Source organism: Pseudomonas sp. GD04091 (assembly GCF_029836165.1).
Taxonomy (GTDB): domain Bacteria; phylum Pseudomonadota; class Gammaproteobacteria; order Pseudomonadales; family Pseudomonadaceae; genus Aquipseudomonas.
Window position 1 is genome coordinate 114626 of record NZ_JAOEBG010000009.1, and the last position, 18468, is coordinate 133093.

General features: G+C 63.6%; 13 protein-coding genes. 10 read left to right on the forward strand and 3 right to left on the reverse strand.

Annotated elements, in window-relative coordinates:
- Positions 1-32: 32 nt before the first annotated feature.
- Complete coding sequence (locus N7422_RS13590; protein ID WP_279807019.1) at positions 33-380, reverse strand: hypothetical protein; 348 nt, start codon at positions 378-380, stop codon at positions 33-35.
- A gap of 90 nt (positions 381-470) precedes the next feature.
- On the reverse strand, positions 471-2432 hold the full coding sequence (locus tag N7422_RS13595) for a hypothetical protein (protein ID WP_279807020.1): 1962 nt from the start codon (positions 2430-2432) through the stop codon (positions 471-473).
- A gap of 394 nt (positions 2433-2826) precedes the next feature.
- Between N7422_RS13595 and N7422_RS13600 the strand changes: the two genes are divergently transcribed.
- The 5 genes from N7422_RS13600 to N7422_RS13620 all read left to right on the forward strand — a co-directional run bounded on the left by N7422_RS13600 (position 2827) and on the right by N7422_RS13620 (position 9800).
- Complete coding sequence (locus N7422_RS13600) at positions 2827-5295, forward strand: autotransporter outer membrane beta-barrel domain-containing protein (RefSeq protein WP_279807021.1); 2469 nt, start codon at positions 2827-2829, stop codon at positions 5293-5295.
- 126 nt (positions 5296-5421) lie between these two features.
- The gene (locus N7422_RS13605) at positions 5422-7668 is read left to right on the forward strand and encodes an autotransporter outer membrane beta-barrel domain-containing protein (protein WP_279807022.1); all 2247 of its coding nucleotides are present in this window, start codon (positions 5422-5424) and stop codon (positions 7666-7668) included.
- A 101-nt stretch (positions 7669-7769) separates the two neighbouring features.
- Positions 7770-8669: a chemotaxis protein gene (locus tag N7422_RS13610; protein WP_279807023.1), complete on the forward strand. Its 900-nt coding sequence runs from the start codon at positions 7770-7772 to the stop codon at positions 8667-8669.
- Positions 8670-8757: 88 nt separating this feature from the next.
- Positions 8758-9069, forward strand: a complete 312-nt coding sequence (locus tag N7422_RS13615; protein ID WP_279807024.1) for a hypothetical protein — start codon at positions 8758-8760, stop codon at positions 9067-9069.
- Complete coding sequence (locus N7422_RS13620; protein WP_279807025.1) at positions 9066-9800, forward strand: YkgJ family cysteine cluster protein; 735 nt, start codon at positions 9066-9068, stop codon at positions 9798-9800. Before N7422_RS13615 ends, N7422_RS13620 begins: the two co-directional genes overlap by 4 nt.
- 37 nt (positions 9801-9837) lie before the next feature.
- Here the strand turns inward: N7422_RS13620 and N7422_RS13625 are convergent, their stop codons facing one another.
- Positions 9838-11421 carry a PAS domain-containing methyl-accepting chemotaxis protein gene (locus tag N7422_RS13625; protein WP_279807026.1) on the reverse strand — a complete coding sequence of 528 codons (1584 nt, stop codon included), beginning with the start codon at positions 11419-11421 and terminating at the stop codon, positions 9838-9840.
- A gap of 224 nt (positions 11422-11645) precedes the next feature.
- On the opposite strand from N7422_RS13625, the gene N7422_RS13630 reads away from it, so the two are divergent.
- The 5 genes from N7422_RS13630 to N7422_RS13650 all read left to right on the forward strand — a co-directional run bounded on the left by N7422_RS13630 (position 11646) and on the right by N7422_RS13650 (position 18325).
- Complete coding sequence (locus N7422_RS13630; protein ID WP_279807027.1) at positions 11646-12809, forward strand: efflux RND transporter periplasmic adaptor subunit; 1164 nt, start codon at positions 11646-11648, stop codon at positions 12807-12809.
- Entirely contained in the window at positions 12806-15898 is a 3093-nt protein-coding gene (locus tag N7422_RS13635) for a multidrug efflux RND transporter permease subunit (protein WP_279807028.1), read from the forward strand. The genes N7422_RS13630 and N7422_RS13635 overlap by 4 nt, the downstream gene beginning before the upstream one ends.
- A gap of 9 nt (positions 15899-15907) precedes the next feature.
- Entirely contained in the window at positions 15908-16579 is a 672-nt protein-coding gene (locus tag N7422_RS13640) for a heavy metal response regulator transcription factor (protein WP_279807029.1), read from the forward strand.
- Positions 16557-17969: a heavy metal sensor histidine kinase gene (locus N7422_RS13645; protein WP_279807030.1), complete on the forward strand. Its 1413-nt coding sequence runs from the start codon at positions 16557-16559 to the stop codon at positions 17967-17969. Before N7422_RS13640 ends, N7422_RS13645 begins: the two co-directional genes overlap by 23 nt.
- A gap of 131 nt (positions 17970-18100) precedes the next feature.
- On the forward strand, positions 18101-18325 hold the full coding sequence (locus N7422_RS13650) for a hypothetical protein (RefSeq protein WP_279807031.1): 225 nt from the start codon (positions 18101-18103) through the stop codon (positions 18323-18325).
- The last annotated feature ends 143 nt before the right edge of the window (positions 18326-18468 follow it).

Genomic DNA, 18468 nt, shown 5'->3' on the forward strand with positions numbered 1-18468 from the left:
CCTCCTTCAACGCATCGTCAGCCTCGCTTCGCCTAACTGACGGCTACATCGATGCCCACTAACAAAGACAACTCGCCTTCATTGACTTTGTAACCGAAGTAAGCACGTCGGTCGTTGACCACACGCAACTCTTCCACGGGGAAAGACACTTCGGTCCTTGCTTCCGGATCCGCCACCGTGAATACCGGCTGCAGGTATTCACCTTCGCTTTGGGAACTGCCCACCCACAAGGTGATGGTGTCGCCTTCTGCGCTGTCGAAGTACGGGTTGACAAAAGTCGTCAACTTGCCGCCCTCCAGATCATCATCGGCAATACCGCTTCGCTGATCATCGCTGAAGGCGATCGGCGGTGGTGGAAACTTTCTGACCATCTGATTCATATTCTTTCTCACTTGAAATCTGTTGACGCAGGCGAAGTGCCGCCTGCCTGTAATTTCAAAACGTGCCTAACGTACGGCGCGCAAAACCCTTCACGGTAATGAGCACCCTCCGCCACCTTGGTTCATGGCGAAGTAGACATAGCGCTGGATTGCGTGGGTTCTACCGATGTCATTGGCCAATGAGTAATCCAGAATCGCACCATTTCGGCAGATGAAGTAAGTCAGGGCATAAGGCAGGTCCACTTCGAAGTAGCCGGCATCCAGGTGCTGCTGGGTCAACGCGACATCATCCATTTTGAGCCGCGAATCTTCGATCGTGGTAAACGGCGGCGACGGCTGATTTTGATTGGGGGCGATAATACCGACAAAGTCATAACTGACTCTCGGGTTCTGGCTGATCTGGATGTTGCTGACCCCGCTCAACGGAATACGGAACGTGGTGCCGTCGATACCTCTGGCGCGGGTGATGATGTTACTGGCATTCGCTTCGGGGAAGTCCCCCTGTGCGAGCGGGTTGCCATCGCCGGGCAGCGCACCGGCCGCGGTCACCGTCACCGCCTGAGTGGGCGACCTTACCGTCACCGGTACCGGATTCGGAGTGGCGGGCAGCTGTCGGGTCACCGTGAACCAGACATCGAACACCCCGGACCCCGTCACATCGATGACCTCGGTGAACGGAATCGGAATCGAGATGTTGGCAGGTTCGTTGACCAACGTGACCGTAACCGGGGACAGCTCGGGGTCCGAGATGGATTGCCAGTGCAGCTGAATGACATCGTCGATCAGCCAGATCGGCTGGTTATCGACCCCCGGACGGGAAATGATGGCCACGGCATCAGAGCCATAATCCGGCGGTAGGATGGTGTTGTCCGGGCTGGAGCCGCACCTGATCAAGGGCGCCCGGATATTGCCATGTTCCGGCGAGTCAGGATCGGGGTCCGGATTCGGCCCGCCGGGGGTGGAGAGGTTGACCTCTACCGTGGTCGTTGGCGAAGGCGTATTCGGTTGGCCCGCACGCTCCATCCGATAGCTGACCACAATCGTGCCATCGCCCTCTGGTTGAACGACCGAGAAAGGCACCGCAAGTGTGGTCAGCGGATCATTGCCAACGTCCGCAGCGGTGAGCGGGTACGGTGGCAATGTCGTGGCGCCCCAGGTCAGGCGGATGATGTCCCCCACTGCGGCACCTGGATAATCGGGGATCTCGACCCCGACGTCCGGGTTGGCATCGTTGTAGGTGACCAGGCCATCATCGGCCTCTGGAACCAAGGGTGCCAGCAACGCGGGCAGTTGCAGGAAGACGTCGATCCCCACCCGGGCTGAGATGCGGGCGACGTTGCCGGCCCAATCGGTGACCCGGTAGGCGAAATAGCGCCGCCCATCACCAAGCGCCAACAGTTCGGCACGGGTAAGCAGGGCAGGCGTCGGCTGCCTTGGGTTGGTGACGTTGAACCGAGTGGGCAACCATGTGCCTGATGCTTCATCCTCGGCGGTGCCGATCCACAGCTCGATGATATCTTCCGCCTCCCCGTGCAGGTACGGGTTGATCGCCAGCGGCAGCTCATCATTGACCAGATCGCTCTCAGTGATGCCTGACAATTGGTCGTCAGTAAAAGCAATGGGAGGCAACTCGTCACCGCCCGCTGGCCGACGGTCGAAACGCACATTAACAGGCAGACCCGAAGGTTGGCCGTCTTCGGAGATCGGATCGTAGATGCCGTAATCCAATGCGACCGTCTCGTCTGCGCCATTCACCGGAAAATCGGACACTTCATAATAGAGGGTAAACTCGGTAACCAAAGGGTCACTGAATTCTGGATCTGCCAGTTCCAATTCCGTACCAAAAAAATCGCCATCTCGATAAAGGCGAATAAAGTCGCCCAGCCTCAAGTCCGGGCTCTTCGGAACTTTGATTTCAACATCCGCCTGCAAGTCCTTGACCGGAATAATGCCACGCGTGGCATCGCGCACGGGAACGTTCAATTGCGGGAGCGCAAGCACACGCCCGCCAAAACGTTTTTTCGCCAAGGCGAAATTAACTGGAGCATTCATTATATATTCCCTCGGAAACTTGATACCTATCAACTCTGAATCAGCTTACGCCAATTCAATAAAATCCACTTCCAAACACCCTCTGCAATTCGATGCACCTTGAACAATGCAGATTTAATTTAGGTCAGTTCCCAAGGGCTGTAACCTAGCATTTTTGCTAGGTGCGCCCGCTCCCTGTCTACGTATAGTGGAAGTCTGTGTACCTGCTTCCGCCATGCCATATCGCTCACTGACAAGAACCAATAGGGAAGTACAACCAATGCCCAAAGGACATCGGATCAGCGCGTTACTGCACGGCTCTACTTTTGTATTGTCGCTGTCTTCGTTGAGCGGACCTGCGCTTGCGGCGAACTTGCCGCCGGGTAGCAGCGCCACCGTGAGCCCGGGCGATGCCGTGGAAACCTGGATACTGAACGCGGCGCAGCTGAGCGTGCTGCCTGGCGGCGAAACGCTGAACATCACCGCCCAGCCAGGCTCCACCGTCACGCTGGAGGGTGCCACGGTCAATGGCGGTAATCAGCGAGCCGTGGTGTTGACCGAGTCCCAGGGCACGATCAGTAACTCGACCCTCACTTCTGCCACGAATACCGGCCTTTCGGTTGTCAAGGGCGTGGGGGCCACGGCGCCTGGATCCACGGTGACGGTGACCAACAGCCAGATTTCCGCGGCGGGCCGCGGGCTCAATGTCTCCGGTGGCAGCAGCGCGACACTCATCGACTCCCAGGTCACCGGCACGGGTGCCGTCGGTGGCTCCGTCGCCGGAAATGGCCTGGGGATATCGCTGGTGGGTGGCGAGGCGATACTGCGCAACAGCGCCGCCACGGGCAGTAACCGCGCCGCCGGGCTGTTCGCCAACGGTGACGATGATACCGCCCCACGCCTGGTACTGGACCACGCCAGCCTGACCTCCCTGGGCGGCAGCGCAATCGTGGTCAGCAACCTGAACACCGACCCCATGGCCGCCGAAATCGTCATCGGCAACGGCTCCACACTTTCAGCCGTCAACCAAACCCTGATCGAAGTCGGGCTTGCCGGGGAGCCCATCGGCGCCGTGGCACAGGCGCACATCACGATAGATGCCAGCACCTTGAGTGGCAATGTGCTGGTCGCCCAAGGGGCACTGGCCGATATCGCCATGAACAACAGCGCACTGCTCAATGGCAACCTCGACAACCTGAGAAGCCTGTCGATGAACGCCAGCACCGTGAACGGCAACCTGAACGAGCCCACAGGCTCCCGTGCGACAGCGACATTGGCGGCAGGCTCGCGGTTCAACGGCAACCTCAGCAATCTCGGCAGCCTGAGCCTCGATGCCAGCGCGGTGAACGGCAACGTGGTGTCCACGGCTGCCAGCCTCACGCAAGTGACATTGAGCAACGCTTCCACACTCGCCGGCACGGTCGCCAATGTCGCCAGCCTTTCACTGGACAACAGCAGCATGACCGGTGATCTGACTCATGACGCACCCTCCACTGGAACGCTGAGCCTGGCCCATGGCTCACGTTTGACGGGCACCGTGATCAACGCCGGCAGCACCTCGATCGCCGGCAACTCAACCTTTGCCATGACCAACGATTCAAGCGTGGGCGCACTGTCGCTCGATAACGGAATCGTCGACCTGCGCGCAGGCCAGGGGCCCTTCCGTACCCTCACGGCGTCCAGTCTTTCAGGTACCGGCACCTTCATGCTCGGCACCGACCTGGCCGGGCACCTGAGCGACCTGGTGAATATCCAAGGCCAGGCTGAGGGGCGTCACGGCCTGGCCGTGCAGAACACCGGGGTGGAGCCGGTGGCGGAAGATCACGCGCAACGGGTGGTGCACACCGAGGGTGGTGCGGCGCAGTTCGCCTTGCTCAACGCAAACGGCCTGGTGGACGTCGGCACCTTCTCCTATCGCCTGGAGCAGCGCGACACGGACTGGTACCTGGTGCAAAACGCCGAAGCACCGATCATCGCGCCCAGCACGCAAACCGCGATCGCCTTGTTCAGCGCCGCCCCAACGGTCTGGTATGGCGAACTCAGCACCCTGCGCAGCCGCATGGGCGAGCTGCGCGGCGGCCGTACCCAGGGGGGCGTCTGGGCGCGCACCTACGGCAACAAATACCAGGTCTCGGCCACCGACCAGGTCGACTACCAGCAGACTCAGCAGGGTTTCTCGTTCGGCATCGACACGCCCCTGCCCGCTCAGAATGGCCAATGGCTGATCGGCATCATGGGCGGCTACAGCGACTCGCAACTGAACATGCGACTGGGCAGCAATGGCCGCATCGACAGCTACTACCTGGGCGTCTACAGCACCTGGTTGACCCAAGACGGCTACTACCTCGACGCGGTACTCAAGGCCAACCGCTTCGCCAACAAGGCGGACGTACGCATGAACGATGGCGAAAAGGCCAAGGGTGACTACGACAACTATGGCATCGGCGGCTCGGTCGAAGCTGGCCGGCATATCCAGCTGAAGGACGGCTGGTTCATCGAGCCTTATGCCCAGGTAGCCGCCTTGTGGGTCGACGGCGAACACTATGGGCTGGACAACGGCATGCAGGCCAGCAGCAACAAGGCCGACTCGCTGCTCGGCAAGGTCGGTACCTATGTCGGCCGCACGTTCGAGCTGCGCGCCGGCGGGTTCGTGCAACCCTATGTGAAAGTGGCGGCGGTGCGCGAGTTCGCACGCAACAATGACGTCAAAGTAAACAGCACGACGTTCCACGATGACCTTTCCGGCGGGCGGGGTGAGCTTGGGGCCGGTATCGCGCTGCAAATGACCGAAGCGCTCCAGGTGCATGCCGATTTCGATTACAGCAATGGCAAGAACATCGAACAGCCTTGGGGGGCCAATGTCGGCGTTCGCTATGCCTGGTAGGGCTGGATGACTGCTACAAGGCTGAATGAGTCGGATTTTTCCTATAGATGTACAAGGATTTATCTACAGATCCACATGCATATTTTCGATCAAATCTCGCCTTTTTCCCCTTGGTGAGAGCTGATCATGAAACGCAAGCATGCATTGCTGGGTCTGACGCTGACCTGTGCCCCCTTAGTTACGTTGCCCGCCCTGTCCGACCAAGTGGTCGTGCCTCCAGGCAGTACCTTCAATGTCTCCCCAGGCGACCCGCTGCGCTCGTTCGACCTGCGCCCCGGTGCAACCCTCAATGTTCATCCCGGGGGCGCCACGGCAGAAATCAGAGCGTCCGGCGGCGCGCAGGTGAACATGAACGACGCGACCCTGAACACCATCGGCGGGCCGGGTATCGCCCTGTACAACAGTCATGCGGTCATCGACGGCAGTTCGATCATTGCCTCGGCCGATCCTTCTCGCCCCGATGTGTCGACCTTCGGCATTCGCCTTTCCGGCTTTGAACAAGCCTCCAGCGCCCGCGTCAGCAACAGCTTCGTCTCGGGCACCGCACGCGGTATCAATGTGACCGACAGCGCTGTGCTCGACCTGGCCAACACTCGCGTGGAAGGGTTGGCCGGGGCACCAGGCGCCGGTGTAATCACCGGTGGCGTCGGCGTGGTGGTGGCCGGTGCAACCGCATTCATTCGGGAAGGTAGCCAAGTCCGGGGAGACAACAACGGCGTGGTGATCTTCTCCGAGGCAACCGGCGCCAACGAGCGTGAGGCCAACCTGGTACTCGACCAATCGTCGGTCATCGGCAGCGAAGGCAGCGCCATCAAAGTGATCCGCACCCACGCATCAGACAAGCAAGTCAACATCGAGATCAACAATGGCTCGACGCTGATCGGTGGCAACGGCGTGATCCTCGAAGTCGTGGACAACGCCACGGCCGATGTCGCGGTGAACGCCAGCCAATTGACCGGTGATGTGATCGTGGAACAAGGCGCCACGCTGGACATGGCCCTGGCCAATGCATCGAGCCTGACGGGTACCGTGACCAACGCCCAATCGCTGGCTATCGACGCAAGCTCCTTGTGGACCATGACCGGCGACTCCAGCGTGGGCAGCCTGGCCCTCGCCGGCGGTGTCGTGAACCTGCGCGGCAGCGACGCCAGCACGGGTTTCAACCGCCTGCAACTGGGTGAACTGTCCGGCAACGGCACCTTCATGCTCGGCACCGACCTGGCCAACCAGCAAGGCGACTTCCTCGATGTCAGCGGCAAGGCCAGCGGCGACCACCAGTTGCTGGTGGAAAACACCGGTACCGACCCCAGCGCCGAAGTCAGCGCCCATCAGGTGGTGCATACCGGTGAAGGCAGCACGTCGCAGTTCAGCCTGATCGGCGGCCAAGTGGACTTCGGCACCTTCGCCTATGAGCTGGAGCAGCGCGGCGACGACTGGTTCCTGGTGCGCAAGGGTGACACCACCACCCCCAGCGCCCGTTCGGTCACCGGCCTGTTCAGCGCCGCGCCAACCGTCTGGTATGGGGAATCGACCACCTTGCGCGGGCGCATGGGCGAGCTGCGCAATGGCCAGGAGCAAGGCGGCGGCTGGCTGCGCAGCTACGGCAACAAGTACAAGGTCGCGGCCGGCGCCGGCGCGGCGTACGACCAGGTCCAGCAAGGCATCGCCTTTGGTGCCGATGCACCGATGCCCTCGGGCAATGGCCAGTGGCTGGTAGGTGTCATGGGCGGTTACAGCCGTTCGGACCTCGACCTTTCTGGCGGGACCACCGGCAAGGTCGACAGCTTCTATCTGGGTGCCTACACCACCTGGCTGGCTGAGGACGGTCTGTACATCGACGCGCTGATCAAGGCCAACCGCTTCCAGAACAAGTCGGACGTGCGCATGAGCGATGGCCGCAAGGCCAAGGGCGACTACAGCAACAACGGCATCGGCGCCTCGGTCGAGGTGGGCAAGCACATCAAGCTTGACGATGGCTGGTTCGTCGAACCCTTCGCCCAGGCCTCCATGCTGTGGGTGGACGGCGCCAGCTACAGCCTGGACAACGGCATGCGTGCCAGCACCAACAGTGCCGACTCGCTGCTGGGCAAGGTCGGCACCCATGTTGGCCGTACCTTCCCACTGCGTGATGGCGGCTTCGTGCAGCCTTACGTGAAGGTCGCCGGCGCCCACGAGTTCGCCCGCAACAACGCGGTGAGGATCAACGACAACAGGTTCGACAACGACCTGTCCGGCAGCCGCATCGAACTCGGCGCCGGGGTCGCAGCGCAAGTGACCGACACCGTGCAGGTACAGGCCGGCTTCGACTACATGAAAGGCAACAATATTGAACAGCCCTGGGGCGTGAACCTGGGAGTACGCTACAACTTCTGATTATCAGGGGCCGCAAGGCCCCTTCTTTTTACCTAAAGCCTGGCTGGCCCGGGCCGATAACCCGGCATCTCCCTCTTGCAAACTTACCCGAAGGTTGCCCAATGGCCACGCAAAAAGCCCGCGCGGATTCGCTGTCCCTGCTGCTGTTCACCCTGCGCAGCGGCAAGCTGATGGCAATCAACCTGCTCAAGGTCAGCGAGATCATCCCCTGCCCGCCACTGACCAAGCTGCCGGAGGCGCACCCGCATGTAAAAGGCGTGGCCACCCTGCGCGGCAACTCGCTGTCGGTGATCGACCTGTCCCGCGCCATTGGCGAAATGCCCCTGGCCGACCCCGATGGCGGCTGCCTGATCGTCACCGAGATCAGCCGCTCGCGCCAGGGCCTGCATGTGCAGGCGGTGAGCCGCATCGTTCATTGCCTGAGCACCGACATCAAGCCGCCGCCCTACGGCTCGGGCAACCGCTCCTTCATCACCGGCGTCACCCGGGTCGACAACACCCTGGTGCAGGTGCTGGACATCGAAAAGGTCATCCACGGCATCGCCCCGCCGCCCCACGAACCGCATCCGGGCGAAATCAGCGAGGAAGACGCAAGCCTGCTGGCCGCCGCCAACATCCTGGTGGTGGACGACAGCCAGGTCGCTCTGCAGCAGTCGGTGCACACCCTGCGCAACCTCGGTATCGAGTGCCACACCGCGCGCAGCGCCAAGGACGCGATCAACGTACTGCTGGAGCTGCAAGGCACCGACAAGGAGATCAACATCATCGTCTCGGACATCGAGATGTCCGAGATGGACGGCTATGCCTTCACCCGGACCCTGCGCGAGACCCCTGATTTCCAGCACCTGTACATCCTGCTGCACACGTCGCTGGACAGCACCATGAGTGGCGAGAAGGCCAAGACGGCGGGCGCCAACGCGATCCTGACCAAGTTCTCCTCGCCGGAGCTGACCGACTGCCTGGTGGTGGCGGCACGCGCGGTGGTGTTCGCCGAACACTGATATATTCGGCGACAATCTCCCTGGCTTGCCGGCGGAGAGGGTTCGGGCATAATTCGCGCCCTTCGGATGTTCATGGCCGGTACCGCATATGAAATGTCTCCACCTCTTCGCGCTCGCCTGCACCGTGCTCACCAGCACCGCGCAGGCCTCCAGCCCCCAGGCCTGGACCGACCAGCGCCAGCAGATGCTCAAGGCCTGCCTGGCCGCCAGCCAGTTCAAGGATGCCCATGCCCTGGGCAAGCCCGCCGAGTTCGATGACCAGGTCGGCTACAGCGCGCTGCTGATCGAGGGCGTCTACCCCCAGAAACACATGCAGAACCGCAACGGCACCGAGCTGTGTCTGTACGACCGCCAGCACCAGCAGGCCTTCGTCACGCAATGGCAGGTGGGCCAGCGGTGAGCGCCAGCATTCGTTTCGCCTGCACCGGCTGTGGCAAATGCTGCACTGGCCACCATGTGCCCCTGACCCTCGCCGAAGCCCGGCAATGGGCCGTGTCCGGTGGCCAGGTGGTGGTGTTGATCGAGGGCTTCGTCAGTGATGGGCCTGGCATGCCGACCGAACAACGCGACCATGTGCTGCGCCGTTCGCATCCGGTGAACTGCGGCGCAGGGCAATTGCGAGTTTCGGTGACCTTCGCCGCGTTCAACCCTGGGCGCTGCCGCAATCTCGATGACAACGACCTGTGCGGCATCTATGAAAGCCGGCCGCTGGTCTGTCGCATCTACCCGGCGGAGATCAACCCGCACCTGCCGTTGCGACCAGAGAACAAGGACTGTCCGCCCGAAGCCTGGGAACAGGGACCGGTGCTGATTCACGGCAGCCTGCCGGTGGATGAAGCGCTCCGCGCGTTGATCGAAGCCTCGCGCCAGGCGGACCGCGACGATATCGCGGCCAAGGTGGCGATCTGTCAGGCACTGGGGATGACCACCAGCGCGCTGAAGGGCAATGGATTCACCGCCTGGCTGCCGGACATGGCGGCGTTCGCTTCGGTGGTGGAGCAGGCGCCGCAGGAGGTCGACGGGCCGTGGGTGATGCATGTGCAGGACGAGGCGCTAGCCGCCGACCTACAGGATCATCACCTGCAGGTGACGGGCGAAGCCCCCGTCTACTATGCGTTCATCGGTTTCTAGGCAACCCGCGATACGGCCAACGCGGACAACTCGATAGTCACTGACACCGCCGCCAGAACTCATCCGCCAGCCGCCGCAGATCCTTGGCCAGATCGGCCACGTCACTGGCACTGCTGTGGCTGCGCTGGCCAACGCTGACCGTCGCCTCGCTGGCCTGGCGAATGCTGCTGATATTGCGGTTGATGCTCTCGCTGACCTGACTCTGCTGCTCCACCGCCGCGGCGATCTGCAAGCTCATCTCGTTGATCTGGTTGACCCGCACACTGATGCTGTCCAGCGCATCGCTGGCCAGTTGCGCCTGCTCGACACTGTGCCCGGCATGGGCGCTGCTCTGCTGCATCACCTGCACCGCCGCGCGGGCGCCTTCCTGCAACGCGCCGATCATGCGCTGGATATCGTGGGTGGACTGGGCCGTGCGCTGGGCCAGGCCGCGCACTTCATCGGCGACCACCGCGAAACCACGCCCCTGGTCGCCGGCCCGCGCCGCTTCGATGGCGGCGTTGAGCGCCAGCAGGTTGGTCTGCTCGGCGATGCCGCGGATCACGTCGAGCACCCCGGAAATCTCGCTGCTGTGCGTCTCCAGTTGCTGGATCACCTCGCTGGCCTCGACCAGCGAGCCGGCCAGGTCCTGGATCGCGCAACGGTTGCGGTCAACCAGCTGGTGACCGGACTGGGTCTCGTCCTCGGCCTGGTCGGCGGCCATGGCGGCCATCTGCGCACTGCTCGCCACCTGGGCGACGCTGGCACTCATCTGGTGGATCGCGGTGGCCACCTGATCGGCTTCGCTCTGCTGTTCCAGGCTGTTGGCATGGCTGCTGTGCAGCGCGTCGACCAGCGAGCCGGAGTGCCCGGCCAGACGCGACGAGGTATCGCCGATGCGTCCAACCACGGCGCCTAGCTGCGCCTTGAGCATGCGCATGGCGAACTCGATCTGCCCAAGGCCATCACGCCGACCGGTATACAACTGCTGGCTGAGCGGATTGTCGGCGATCGCCTGGGCTTGCAGGCGCAACCGCTCGTAGGGGCGCAACAGCAACAGGATCACCAGGCTGCTCAGACCTGCGCCAGCCAGCGCTTCGACCAGCGCCGTAAACAACGGCGTGCCCGCCCACCACTGCCCCACGCCCATCACCAGGGCCAGCACGGCAGCGACAGCCAGCGACAACCGTGTCCCCAGCCCCAGCACCGGTACCCGCTCCAGCCAGCCGCGCCGCCCTTCGCGCAGGCGCGCATAGCAGCGCTCGGCCGCCGCGACCTGCGCGAGGCCAGGCTTGGTCCGCACCGACTGGTACTCCAGTACCTGTCCAGCACTGCTGATCGGTGAGACGAAGGCACTCACCCAATAATGGTCACCGTTCTTGCAGCGGTTCTTCACCAGCCCCATCCACGAGCGCCCAGTCTTGAGGGTTTGCCACATCTGGGCGAAAGCCTGGGGCGGCATGTCCGGGTGGCGGACGATGTGATGGGCATTGCCCAGCAGCTCGTCGCGGGAGAACCCGCTGACCCGGATGAAATCGTCGTTGGCATAGGTGATGCGACTGTCCAGGTCGGTGGTGGACAGGATGTTGGCGTCGCCGGGGTAATCCACTTCGCGACCGGTAACGGGCAAATTGCACTTCATCGGAGGCACTCGTTGTTGTACGGGAAGATCGGCAGGGCGTACGACTCTAGGGCCATTGGGCGGCGAAACATTGATCCACGGCAGCATATTGGCAATTGGCCATCAGCCATCTGAAACTGACAGCCGTGACAGCCGGGCGTCACGCTGGCGACCCGGTCGACGCGCTATAACCGTGTAGTACCCAAACCCGTTTTCCCCGCCCTCCGGCCAAGGTGTCCGCCACGATGCGACGTCCATCCCGCCCCCTCGTTCTCGCTGCCCTGGCCCTTGTCCTTCTGGCCGTCGTCGGCGCATGGCTGAGCCAGCGTCAGTCAGCCCCGCCCAGCGGCGCCGCAAGCGCCGTGCCGGTGCGGGTGGTCGCCGTGGCCCAGCAGGATGTACCGCGCTACCTCAGCGCCATCGGCTCGGTGCTGTCGCTGCACAGCGTCGAGGTGCGCCCCCAGGTCGAAGGCGTGCTCACCCAGGTGCTGGTCAAGGAAGGTCAGTGGGTCAAGCAAGGCGAGCTGCTGGCCACCCTCGACGACCGAGCCATCCGCGCCAGCCTCGACCAGGCCCGCGCCCAGCTCGCCCAGACCCAGGCGCAACTGCAGGTGGGCAACGTCAACCTCAAGCGCTACCAGCTGCTCAGCACCGACGACGGTGTGTCGAAGCAGACCCTCGACCAGCAGCAGGCGCTGGTCAATCAGCTGCAGGCGACGATCAAGGGCAACCAGGCCGCCATCGACAATACCGCCGTGCAGCTCAGCTACACGCAGATCCGCTCGCCGGTGACAGGCCGCGTCGGCATCCGTAACGTCGACCCTGGCAACCTGGTGCGCACCAGCGACACCCAGAGCCTGTTCAGTGTCACCCAGATCGACCCCATCGCCGTGGAGTTCGCCCTGCCCCAGCAGCAACTGCCGCTCCTGCAAGGCCTGCTGAAATCTTCCGCACCCGCCGAGGTCGAGGCCTACATGGATGCCGACGGCGAGCGCAGCCTGCTCGACACCGGCCACCTGATGCTGATCGACAACCAGGTCTCGGCCAACACCGGCACGGTGCGGGTCAAAGCCGAGTTCGACAACAAGGACGGTCGCCTCTGGCCAGGCCAGCTGGTCACCGTGCGCCTGCGCACCGCCTTGGACGAAAACGCCCTGGTGGTGCCGCCACCGGTGGTGCAGCGCGGCCTCGATGGCCACTTCGTCTACCGCCTGGAAGGCGACAAGGTCACGGCCGTGCCGGTCAAGGTGGTGTACCAGGACAGCACGCTGAACATCATCGCCGGGGTCAAGGCCGGGGACCGCCTGGTGCTCGATGGCCAGTCGCGACTCAAGCCAGGCTCGACGGTCGAAGTCGCGCCCGGCGCCCCCGCGCCCGCCGAGATCGCCGACCGCAGGAGCCAGCCATGAACACCCGCAACGGTATCTCGGCCTGGTGCATCGACCACCCCATCGCCACCTTGCTGCTGACCTTCGCCCTGGTGCTGCTTGGTGCCATCGCCTTCCCGCGCCTGCCGGTGGCGCCGCTGCCCGAAGCGGACTTCCCGACCATCCAGGTCACCGCCCAATTGCCCGGCGCCAGCCCGGAGACCATGGCTTCTTCGGTCGCCACCCCGCTGGAAGTGCAGTTCAGCGCCATCCCCGGCATGACCCAGATGACCAGCAGCAGCGCCCTGGGTTCGACCAACCTGATCCTGCAGTTCACCCTCGACAAGAACATCGACACCGCCGCCCAGGAAGTCCAGGCGGCCATCAACACCGCCACCGCACGCCTGCCCCAGGACATGCCCAGCCCGCCGACCTGGCGCAAGGTCAACCCGGCCGACAGCCCGGTGCTGGTACTGACGCTCAGCTCGACGCAGATGCCCAGCAACGAACTGAGCGACTACGCCGAAACCCTGCTGGCCCGCCAGCTCAGCCAGATCGAGGGCGTGGGCCTGATCAACATCACCGGACAGCTGCGCCCGGCGATCCGCGTGCAGGCCCAGCCTGAGAAACTCGCCGCCATCGGCCTGACCCTGGCCGACATCCGCCAGGCCGTGCAGCAGACCAGTCTCAACCTGGCCAAGGGTGCGTTGTATGGCGAGCACAGCGTCTCGACCATCGCCGCCAACGACCAGCTGTTCCAGCCCGAAGACTACGCCAGGCTGATCGTCAGCTACCGCAATGGTGCCCCGGTGCACCTGTCCGATGTGGCCAAGGTGCTCTACGACGCCGAGAACGCCTACGTCAAGGCCTGGTCCGGCGACAGGCCGGCAATGAACCTGGTGATCTTCCGCCAGCCCGGCGCGAACATCGTCGATACCGTGGACCGGATGATGGACGCCCTGCCCCGCCTGCAGGAAATGCTTCCGGCATCGGTCGAGGTGTCGGTGCTCAACGACCGCACCCAGACCATTCGCGCCTCTCTGCATGAAGTGGAGTTGACCCTGATCATCGCCGTGGTCCTGGTGATCGGCGTGATGGCGCTGTTCCTGCGCCAGTTGTCGGCGACCTTCATCGTCTCCAGCGTGCTGGGTGTGTCGCTGATTGCCACCTGCGCCTTCATGTACGTCTTCGGTTTCAGCCTCAATAACCTCACCCTGGTGGCCATCGTCATCGCCGTGGGCTTCGTGGTCGACGACGCCATCGTCGTGGTGGAGAACATCCATCGTCATCTGGAGGCGGGCGACGACAGCCGTACCGCTGCGCTCAAGGGGGCGGGCGAGATCGGCTTCACCGTGGTCTCCATCAGCCTTTCGCTGGTCGCCGCGTTCATTCCGCTGCTGTTCATGGGGGGGGTGGTCGGCCGGCTGTTCAAGGAGTTCGCCCTGACCGCCACCGCGACCATTTTGATCTCGGTGGTGGTTTCGCTGACCCTGGCACCGACCCTCGCCGCACTGTTCATGCGCCGTCCGTCCCATGACCACAAGGAGGGCTTCGGCCAACGGCTGGTGCGTTGGTACGAAAAGGGCCTGAACCGGGCCCTGGCGCACCAGCGCATCACCCTGGGCGTGTTCGGTGTCACCCTGGCGATGACGGTGGCCGGCTATGTGGCCATCCCCAAGGGTTTCTTCCCGTTGCAGGACACCGGTTTCGTCTTCGGCACCACCGAGGCAGCGGCGGATGTTTCCTATTCGTCGATGATAGAAAAACACCAGGCCATGGCGAAGATCGTCGCCGCCGACCCGGCGGTGCGAGCCTTCGCGCATGCGGTCGGCGCCACCGGCGGCAACCAGACCATGGCCAACGGCCGCTTCTGGATTTCCCTCAAGCCGCGTGGCGATCGCGATGTGTCGGTCAGCGAGTGGATCGACCGCTTGCGTCCCCAGCTTGCCGCGGTTCCGGGCATCGTCATGTACATGCGCGCCGGCCAGGACATCAACCTCAGCTCAGGCCCCACCCGCACCCAGTACCAGTACGTGCTCAAGAGCAACGACGGCGCGGCGCTGAACCTGTGGACCCAACGCCTGACCGACCGCCTGCGCGAGAGCCCGGAGTTCCGCGACCTGTCCAACGACCTGCAACTGGGCGCAAGCGTCACCCACATCAACATCGACCGCCAGGCCGCGGCGCGCTTCGGCCTGACCACCACCGATGTCGACCAGGCCCTGTACGACGCCTTCGGCCAGCGGCAGATCAGCGAGTTCCAGACCGAGACCAACCAGTACAAGGTCATCCTCGAACTGGACGCCCGCCAGCGCGGCAAGGCCGAAAGCCTCAACTACTTCTATCTGCGCTCGCCGATGTCCGGCGAAATGGTGCCGCTGTCGGCGCTGGCCCATGTCGAACCGCCCAGCACCGGCCCGCTGTCGATCAGCCATGACGGTCTGTTCCCGGCCGCCAACCTGTCGTTCAACCTCGCCCCAGGCGTGGCGTTGGGCGACGCCGTGCAGACCCTCGAACGCACCCAGCGCGAACTGGGCATGCCCGACTCCATCTCCGGCAACTTCCAGGGTGCGGCGCAGGCGTTCCAGAGCTCGCTGGCGAGTCAGCCGTACCTGATCCTCGCCGCCCTGGTGGCGGTGTACATCATCCTCGGCGTGCTCTACGAGAGTTTCGTGCACCCGCTGACCATCATCTCGACGCTGCCGTCGGCGGGCCTCGGTGCGCTGATCATGCTGTGGGCCATGGGCCAGGACTTCACCATCATGGGGCTGATCGGCGTGGTGCTGTTGATCGGTATCGTCAAGAAAAACGGCATCCTGCTCATCGACTTCGCCCTCGAAGCCCAGCGCCACCACGGCATGACGCCCGAGCAGGCGATCCACCAGGCGTGCCTGGTGCGCTTTCGCCCGATCATCATGACCACCCTGGCCGCGCTGCTCGGCGCGGTACCGCTGATGATCGGCTTCGGTCCCGGCGCCGAGCTGCGCCAGCCACTGGGCATCGCGGTGGTCGGCGGCCTGCTGGTGAGCCAGGTCCTGACGCTGTTCACCACGCCGGTCATATACTTGGCCCTGGAACGCCTGTTCCATCGCCGCCGGGCCACCGTTGTCCCGGCGCCGACCGCCAGCTGAGACAAGACCATGCGTGTGCTGATCATCGAAGACGAAGAGAAAACCGCCGACTACCTGCATCGCGGCCTGAGCGAACAGGGCTTCACCGTGGACCTGGCGCGTGATGGCGTCGATGGCCTGCACCTGGCCCTGGAAGGCGACTACGCGGTGATCGTGCTCGACGTGATGCTCCCCGGCCTGGACGGCTACGGCGTGCTGCGCGCGCTGCGGGCACGCAAGCAGACACCGGTGATCATGCTCACCGCCCGCGAGCGGGTCGAGGACCGCATCCATGGTCTGCGCGAGGGCGCCGATGACTACCTGGGCAAGCCGTTCTCGTTCCTGGAACTGGTCGCCCGCCTGCAGGCCCTGACCCGGCGCAGCGCCATTCACGAGCCGCTGCAGATCCAGGTGGCCGACCTGTGGGTCGACCTGATGGCGCGCAAGGCCACCCGCGCGGGATCGCGCCTGGACCTGACCGCCAAGGAATTCTCGCTGCTCAGCGTGCTCGCCCGGCGCCAGGGCGAGATCCTGTCCAAGACCGCCATCGCCGAGCTGGTCTGGGACATCAATTTCGACAGCGACGCCAATGTGGTCGAAGTGGCCATCAAGCGCCTGCGTGCCAAGCTCGACGGGCCGTTCGACAACAAGCTGCTGCACACCATTCGAGGGATGGGCTATGTCCTGGAAAACCGTGCATAGCAACTCCATCGCCCTGCGCCTGTCGGCACTGTTCACCCTGGTGGCGCTGGCGGTGTTCGTGCTGATCGGCAGCGCGCTGTACCGCCAGGTCGACCGTAGCCTCGACATGCTGCCCGAGGCCGAGCTGGACGCGCGCTTCAGCGTGCTCGAGTCCACCCTCAATCGCTACGGCACCGCCGAGCACTGGGCCAAGATCAACAACAAGCTCAACCTGCTGAGCGAGGAAGACCGGCGCATCCGCTTCTGGGTGGTGAGCAGCGACTCGGTCTTCGAATATGGCCACCCTAACGAGCAGATCCGCGGCGTCGCCGATGGCCCGCAGGGCATGCGCGAACTGCGCCTGGCCGACAGTCCCTATCCCTACAAGGTACTGGTCAGCGAACTGCCCGCGGTAGGCGACCGCCCACCGCTGCGCTTTCTGATCGGCATCGACACCGAGACCTTCTGGCAGGCCCAGCACAGCCTGCTGGTGGCCATCGTCGGGCTGGCGGCGCTGGGCGTGCTGTTGGCCTCGCTGCTCAGCTACTGGGTGGCGCGCATCGGGCTCAAGCCCCTGCTGGTACTCTCGGACGAAGCCCAGACCCTTGCCCCGCCGCGCCTGGACGGTCGCCTGCAGACGCATAACCTGCCACCGGAGCTGGCGCAGTTCGCCGGCGCCTTCAACGCCGCCCTCGATCGGGTCAGCCAGGCCTATACGCAACTCGAAGCCTTCAATGCCGACGTCGCCCACGAGTTGCGCTCGCCGCTGACCAACCTGATCGGCCAGACCCAGGTCGCGCTGACCCGTGGCCGCAGCGCCGAGCACTACTTCGAAGTGCTGCAATCGAACCTCGAAGAGCTGGAGCGCCTGCGCAGCATCATCAACGACATGCTGTTCCTGGCCAGCGCCGACCAGGGCAGCAAGGCCACGGCCCTGACCCACGCCTCGCTGGCCGAGGAAGTAGCGACCACCCTGGACTACCTCGACTACATCCTCGAGGACGCCCACGTCAGCGTCACCGTCAGCGGCGACGCCCAGGCGCGCATCGAAAAGGCCCAGCTGCGCCGGGCGCTGATCAACCTGTTGAACAACGCCGTGCAGCACACCGCGCCGAATCAGGTGATCCAGGTACGCATCGAGGCGGATGAGGAACAGGTCAGCATCGCGGTCAGCAACCCGGGACCGGAGATTGCCGAAGAGCACCTGCCGCTGCTGTTCGAACGGTTCTACCGGGTGGATGCGGCGCGCAGCAACAGTGGCGCCGGCAATCATGGGTTGGGCCTGGCGATCGTCAAGGCCATCGCCCTGATGCATGGCGGCAGTGTCTTCGTGCGCAGCGAGGCCGGCGCCAATACCTTCGGCATCAGCCTGCCGAGCGCTCAACTACGCGGGTTTGCGGTAAAAATCTAAGTGTGTTCGCAGCAATAATTACTTTTTACGCAACAGTGCTTATCCGAACAGGCTCTGTTTCCCCCTGTGGTCACAGGATTAACTTTAGCCCTGTTTCCACTCGCACTTGCTCCGCAAGAAGGTTGCATCAAATGTCCAACAGTATGGGTATTGCCAGCGTGTTCGTCCTGTCTTCCCTGTTGTTGTCGCCCCTGGCCATGGCGGAAGAATCCCCGGCCTTCGTCGCCCGTAATGCCGAACTCGCCGCGGTTCACCAGGAGGCTCGCGAAGCTTACGCCGCGCAGCAGGCCGATACGGTGAAAGACGTACAGCAGACTGCTTCCAAGGTTTCCAGCGAGGCCAATGCCGACAGCTGATCGGCGATCCCCGCGTTTGCTTTTTTCCCTTGGCTACACCATGGGCACTGCCCGTGACGATATGTTAGCCTTTCAAAGCCGCTGCCCATCAGCGGCTTTTTTTATGTGTCGAAAATATCAGCCAGGCTGTTACGTCTCTAATA

Bases quoted from the DNA above. Each gene is read 5' to 3' on its own strand.
- N7422_RS13595 (WP_279807020.1), bottom strand. From the start codon at position 2,432: ATGAATGCTCCAGTTAATTTCGCCTTGGCGAAAAAACGTTTTGGCGGG.
- N7422_RS13605 (WP_279807022.1), top strand. From the start codon at position 5,422: ATGAAACGCAAGCATGCATTGCTGGGTCTGACGCTGACCTGTGCCCCC.
- N7422_RS13645 (WP_279807030.1), top strand. From the start codon at position 16,557: ATGTCCTGGAAAACCGTGCATAGCAACTCCATCGCCCTGCGCCTGTCG.
- N7422_RS13635 (WP_279807028.1), top strand. From the start codon at position 12,806: ATGAACACCCGCAACGGTATCTCGGCCTGGTGCATCGACCACCCCATC.
- N7422_RS13640 (WP_279807029.1), top strand. From the start codon at position 15,908: ATGCGTGTGCTGATCATCGAAGACGAAGAGAAAACCGCCGACTACCTG.
- N7422_RS13610 (WP_279807023.1), top strand. From the start codon at position 7,770: ATGGCCACGCAAAAAGCCCGCGCGGATTCGCTGTCCCTGCTGCTGTTC.
- N7422_RS13615 (WP_279807024.1), top strand. From the start codon at position 8,758: ATGAAATGTCTCCACCTCTTCGCGCTCGCCTGCACCGTGCTCACCAGC.
- N7422_RS13590 (WP_279807019.1), bottom strand. From the start codon at position 380: ATGAATCAGATGGTCAGAAAGTTTCCACCACCGCCGATCGCCTTCAGC.
- N7422_RS13630 (WP_279807027.1), top strand. From the start codon at position 11,646: ATGCGACGTCCATCCCGCCCCCTCGTTCTCGCTGCCCTGGCCCTTGTC.
- N7422_RS13625 (WP_279807026.1), bottom strand. From the start codon at position 11,421: ATGAAGTGCAATTTGCCCGTTACCGGTCGCGAAGTGGATTACCCCGGC.
- N7422_RS13650 (WP_279807031.1), top strand. From the start codon at position 18,101: ATGTCCAACAGTATGGGTATTGCCAGCGTGTTCGTCCTGTCTTCCCTG.